The sequence below is a fragment of the Klebsiella sp. C349492 genome (genome assembly GCF_042055345.1).
GTDB lineage: Bacteria > Pseudomonadota > Gammaproteobacteria > Enterobacterales > Enterobacteriaceae > Klebsiella > Klebsiella scottii.
In genome coordinates this window covers 1-3,091 of sequence record NZ_JANQCE010000016.1, presented here as the reverse complement: position 1 = coordinate 3,091, position 3,091 = coordinate 1, and the positions used below count along the sequence as shown (strand labels likewise).

The window sequence follows — 3,091 nt, the reverse complement described above, 5'->3', positions numbered from 1 at the left end:
CACAGCGGGATAATTTGGCTCGCCGTGTCACCGAACTGGAAAAAGAGAATGACCGGCTGCGTCGGGAGATTGGCCATGGCTAATTTTCTTTCTGTCATCGGCTGCGAGCATCAGCAGAACGGCGAAAAGCGAGTTTACCACCTGAACAACAAGGCGACGGTGGTCGAGCATCCGCAATTGCCCGTTAAATCTCGTTTTCAATTTTATGACCCACGCGGCAACAAAATTCACACCAATGCTGCCCGCGTTGAAATGAAACAGGCTATTGAACGCCATAAAAAACTGTGGAGGTTCCAATAATGAAAGTTATCGCTTATGCCTGGGCCAGCGGCCTAATTCAATTCGGTACGAAAGTACCTAACGGTGCATTACCGATTATCTCAGGGCAAGAGGATGACGTGAAAAACATCATCATGGTAATCGCCCGCCATTCTCGCACCAACAACGACTTATTGGTGCCGGGTGTCCCTGAAGCGCCTAACCAGCACGAGGGCATGAACGCCTTTATTAAATTCACCCGTTGGGCACAAAAAGACTATGCCGCGTTAATTAAAGATAAGGAGTTGCAGGATGAGTGACGTCAAAGAAAAAATCATGCGGGTGATGACAGAGAACGCAGCACAGCAGGAAATAAATCTACGCGGGAAATACCCATTTCGAATGGCTACGTGGAACATCCGTAGTGCGCTTGAGAAAAGGTTCCCGGAAGAGACGTGGAAGTGCGCGGAAATCAGAAAAGTGCTAGCAGAATTAGCCAGGGAGGGTTTGGTAACCAAAGACATGTTGTATAGCCGTATCGGCCAGGCCGTTTGGCGTTTGGAGGTGAAATCGTGAACGACAAAGACCTGAGCAAGCCAATTGCGTGGACTGATAAAGACGAAATTAGCGATGAATACGGCTACCTGTTTCCTATGGCAGATGAGGTTAATGCCTCTCCCAGCCGGGTGATTTACATCTATGAGCCAGAATACATCCAATCTCTGCTGAATCGGATTGCTGAACTGGAGGCTTTAGTAACCGATTATGCAACCAAATTCCAAACAGCTCAGGACAACGCCAAAAAACTAGGGATGGTGAAGAATGCTCGCATCGCTGAATTGGAATCCATTGTAAACACGCCGGTAAAGCTGCCGAGTAAGTTCGATTTAAAAATGGGTGGAGATAAAGCAACCCGCACGGCATTCAAGTGGCATAACGATGCGATTGATGAATGTGCTAAGGCCGTTCAGGCACACGGCTTAGTGGTTCAGGGGGATACAACGCCATGAAAAACGTACTGAAAAAGATGAGCGCCAAAGACTTTAACCGGCGTTTCCCTGTGGGCTCACGCTTTCGCTATTACCCCGTTGTTGGCATCCCTGATAGCGAGGAAGTGGTGACCCGTTCGGAAGCCTGGCACCTGCACAGCGGTAAAACGGTTGTGCGTGTTATCGGCAAAATCGGTGGCGTATCTGTCTACCGCCTGGCCCCGCTGGAGGTTAACCATGAAATACCCCAACGGTAGCATCGTCAAATCGCCATCCCAGCCAGGATTAGGCGTGGTGGTGAATGTATTCGCCATGCCCGATGAGCGGTTTCGTTATGGCGTTCAATGGGACGGCGGCGCTTATGAGGTTTACGAAGAGCGCGAAATCGCGTGGGCCACTGTCGATCACCCCAAAGTTTATGGGAGCCTGGTATGACACCGAATGCAAAGGGCCTGATAGGGGCCATCAAAGCCGGCCAGGCGTATTTGCGTCTGGATGATGAGACTTATCGCCAGGTGCTGGCCAATCTCACCGGCGGTAAAACGTCCAGCCGTCAGTGTTCCCTGGAGGAGCTGCAGCGGGTTCGCGAATACATGCATCAGCAAGGGTTCCCGCGAAAATCCGCCAAGCATGGCCGCCGGCCAAAAGTAGCGCGCTCAAAAGAAGCCATCCTGGCCAAGATTGAAGCGCTGCTGGCCGAGGCTAAGCAGCCGTGGAACTACGCCGAGGGGTTAGCCGCCCACATGTTCCAACAGCATGTGCTGGAGTGGTTGACCGTTGAGCAGCTGTCATCGGTGATGAAAGCGCTGATCATCGACGCCAAGCGACGCAAAAACAGGGGGAAATCATGAAGTACAGTGAGATTAAGCCCGATTTAAGCCAGGTTGAATCGCTGTTACCGGAGGTGGTAATTGAGCTGATCTCACTGATTGGCTACGCTAAAACCGAAGTGCTGATTAGCAGCATCGGCGGTATCACTTATAAGGTCGGGAAATCTATCCGCAAAAAGGGTAACAGGCGTGGTGAGTTGCTCATTGAGCTGGTCGGCAAGGAAACGGCCAGGATAATAGAAAAACATTTTGGCAGCGAGCCGGTTTATGTTCCACGCTGTGATAGCGCTCTGCGTGAGTGGCGTAATCGCCAGTTCATCAAGGAGCATAATGACATGGTGGCCGCTGGTGAAAGCTCCCGCTTTGCGCGCATCAAGCTGTGCCCGAAGTACGGGGTTACTGACCGGTGGGCTCAAAAGCTGTTAGCTGAGCGCCAGGTATCGTCACAACAGTTGGATCTGCTATAGTAAATTTGCCTGTTGTCATAGGGTGACGAACCCAGTCCCCGCTTTAACATCCATGGTTTTTGTCATGCTGGCACTATCCCTTTCACCGGATGGTGCTTTTTTATGATAACCCCTGAACAGTTACGCCGAGCTGCCCAGCTCACCCCAGCCAATGCACAACGCTGGCATATGCCGATTGTGTCTGCCATGGCTGAATTCGGTATTGATACCCCCAAACGCCAGGCTGCGTTTCTGGCTCAGGTTTGCCATGAAAGCACCGGTTTAACGGTGCTATCCGAGAGCCTGTATTACAAAGACCCCCGCCGCGTCGCGCAGATTTTCATCACCGGTTTTGATCTCAACAGCAATCGTGTGATTGAACCTGCCGAAATCGAGTTCGCCAAGGCCTATGTGCGCAACCCGGAAAAGCTGGCCAACCGAGCGTATGCCAACCGGGGCGGTAACGGGCCGGAATCGTCCGGTGATGGCTGGCGCTATCGTGGGCGTGGCCCCATCCAGACCACGTTTAAAAACAACTACCGGGCAACCGGTATCGCCCTGGGCCTGG

The 3,091-nt window shown here is 52.1% G+C and carries 9 protein-coding genes; all 9 read left to right on the top strand.

Translation table 11 applies throughout. The annotated features are described in order from the left end of the window. Positions 1–300 (top strand): hypothetical protein (locus NWP14_RS27710; protein WP_375216313.1); only part of this gene is annotated, 300 nt, incomplete at its 5' end. Next, entirely contained in the window at positions 300–578 is a 279-nt protein-coding gene (locus NWP14_RS27705; RefSeq protein ID WP_375216312.1) for a host nuclease inhibitor protein, read from the top strand. The genes NWP14_RS27710 and NWP14_RS27705, both read left to right, overlap by 1 nt. Then, entirely contained in the window at positions 571–834 is a 264-nt protein-coding gene (locus NWP14_RS27700) for an eaa protein (protein WP_375216311.1), read from the top strand. The genes NWP14_RS27705 and NWP14_RS27700 overlap by 8 nt, the downstream gene beginning before the upstream one ends. Then, entirely contained in the window at positions 831–1,268 is a 438-nt protein-coding gene (locus NWP14_RS27695; protein WP_375216310.1) for a hypothetical protein, read from the top strand. Before NWP14_RS27700 ends, NWP14_RS27695 begins: the two co-directional genes overlap by 4 nt. After that, on the top strand, positions 1,265–1,504 hold the full coding sequence (locus tag NWP14_RS27690) for a hypothetical protein (RefSeq protein WP_375216309.1): 240 nt from the start codon (positions 1,265–1,267) through the stop codon (positions 1,502–1,504). Before NWP14_RS27695 ends, NWP14_RS27690 begins: the two co-directional genes overlap by 4 nt. Beyond that, complete coding sequence (locus NWP14_RS27685) at positions 1,485–1,682, top strand: hypothetical protein (protein ID WP_375216308.1); 198 nt, start codon at positions 1,485–1,487, stop codon at positions 1,680–1,682. The genes NWP14_RS27690 and NWP14_RS27685 overlap by 20 nt, the downstream gene beginning before the upstream one ends. Beyond that, positions 1,679–2,098: a gp16 family protein gene (locus NWP14_RS27680; protein WP_375216307.1), complete on the top strand. Its 420-nt coding sequence runs from the start codon at positions 1,679–1,681 to the stop codon at positions 2,096–2,098. The genes NWP14_RS27685 and NWP14_RS27680 overlap by 4 nt, the downstream gene beginning before the upstream one ends. After that, entirely contained in the window at positions 2,095–2,544 is a 450-nt protein-coding gene (locus NWP14_RS27675; RefSeq protein ID WP_375216306.1) for a Mor transcription activator family protein, read from the top strand. The genes NWP14_RS27680 and NWP14_RS27675 overlap by 4 nt, the downstream gene beginning before the upstream one ends. 102 nt (positions 2,545–2,646) lie before the next feature. Then, positions 2,647–3,091: glycoside hydrolase family 19 protein (locus tag NWP14_RS27670; protein ID WP_375216305.1), on the top strand; the 445-nt coding region annotated here is incomplete at its 3' end.

Coding starts and splice junctions, on each gene's coding strand:
- NWP14_RS27705 (WP_375216312.1), top strand. CDS start 300: ATGAAAGTTATCGCTTATGCCTGGGCCAGCGGCCTAATTCAATTCGGT.
- NWP14_RS27700 (WP_375216311.1), top strand. CDS start 571: ATGAGTGACGTCAAAGAAAAAATCATGCGGGTGATGACAGAGAACGCA.
- NWP14_RS27690 (WP_375216309.1), top strand. CDS start 1,265: ATGAAAAACGTACTGAAAAAGATGAGCGCCAAAGACTTTAACCGGCGT.
- NWP14_RS27685 (WP_375216308.1), top strand. CDS start 1,485: ATGAAATACCCCAACGGTAGCATCGTCAAATCGCCATCCCAGCCAGGA.
- NWP14_RS27680 (WP_375216307.1), top strand. CDS start 1,679: ATGACACCGAATGCAAAGGGCCTGATAGGGGCCATCAAAGCCGGCCAG.
- NWP14_RS27675 (WP_375216306.1), top strand. CDS start 2,095: ATGAAGTACAGTGAGATTAAGCCCGATTTAAGCCAGGTTGAATCGCTG.